The 1,129-nt window shown below is 73.0% G+C and carries 2 protein-coding genes; both read left to right on the top strand.

Annotated elements, in window-relative coordinates; genetic code table 11:
- The coding region (locus AC1DZ6_RS25630) for a Mur ligase family protein (RefSeq protein ID WP_477099899.1) at window positions 1-917 on the top strand (917 nt) is incomplete at its 5' end.
- Window positions 910-1,129 (top strand): Mur ligase domain-containing protein (locus tag AC1DZ6_RS25625; RefSeq protein WP_477099898.1); only part of this gene is annotated, 220 nt, incomplete at its 3' end. The genes AC1DZ6_RS25630 and AC1DZ6_RS25625, both read left to right, overlap by 8 nt.

The raw sequence follows: 1,129 nt of genomic DNA, 5'->3' as shown, positions 1-1,129 counted from the left end.
GCATCGACCAGCGCCGCCTGGACGGCGTGCGCCTGGCCGCCGCCGGCTTCACCAACTTCACCCAGGACCACCTAGACTATCACGGCACCATGGGCTGCTACCGCGCGGCCAAGCTGCGATTGTTCGAGACCCTGCTGCCGCGCGCCCGCACCGCCGTGCTGAACGCCGACAGCGACGCCTTCCCGGCCTTCGCCTCGGCCGCCGTCACCTCGGGCCAGACCATCCTGTCGGTCGGCCATGCGGGGCAGGGACTGACCCTGGTCTCGCGCACGCCCGTGCCGGAAGGCCAGCGCCTGAAGATCGCCGCCCAGGGCCGCGAGTTCGACGTGCTGCTGCCGCTGGCCGGCGACTTCCAGGCCTCGAACGTGCTGGTCGCGGCGGGCTTGGTCTTGGCCACCGGCGAGGACCTTGAGGCGACCATCGCCGCCCTGGCGACCCTCGAAGGCGCGGCCGGCCGGCTGCAGCGCGTGGGCACGGGCGCACGCGGCGGCGAGGCCTATGTCGACTACGCCCACACCCCCGACGGCCTGGAGACGGTGCTGGCGGCCCTGCGGCCTCACACGCGCGGCAAGCTGATCGTGGTGTTCGGGGCCGGCGGCGACCGCGATCGCGGCAAGCGTCCGCTGATGGGCGAGATCGCCGCCCGCCTGGCCGACGTGGCCATCGTCACCGACGACAATCCCCGCAGCGAAGAGCCCGCCTCGATCCGCGCCGCCATTCTGGACGCCGCGCCCGGCGCGCAGGAGTATGGCGACCGTCGTCAGGCCATCCGGGCCGGCGCGGCCCTGCTGGCCGACGGCGACGTTCTGGTGGTGGCCGGCAAGGGGCACGAGCAGGGTCAACTGGTGGCCGGCGTGAACCATCCGTTCGACGATGTGACCGAAACCGCCCAGGCGCTGGAGGCCGTCCATGCGTGACGCGCCTCTAACCCCTTTGTGGACCGCCGACGAGATCGCCGCCGCGACGGGCGGCCAGGTGCTGGCCGACTTCGAGGCCACCGGCGTGTCGATCGACAGCCGCAGCATCGAGCCCGGCGACCTGTTCGTGGCCCTGACGGGCGCGCGGGACGGCCATGAGTTCGTCGTCCAGACCGCCGACAAGGGCGCGGCCGGGGCGCTGATCTCCAAGC

Source organism: Caulobacter sp. P1_B12_2 (assembly GCF_056406675.1).
The sequence above is the reverse complement of the archived record's forward strand: the minus strand, read 5'-3'. Positions and strand labels throughout refer to the sequence as shown.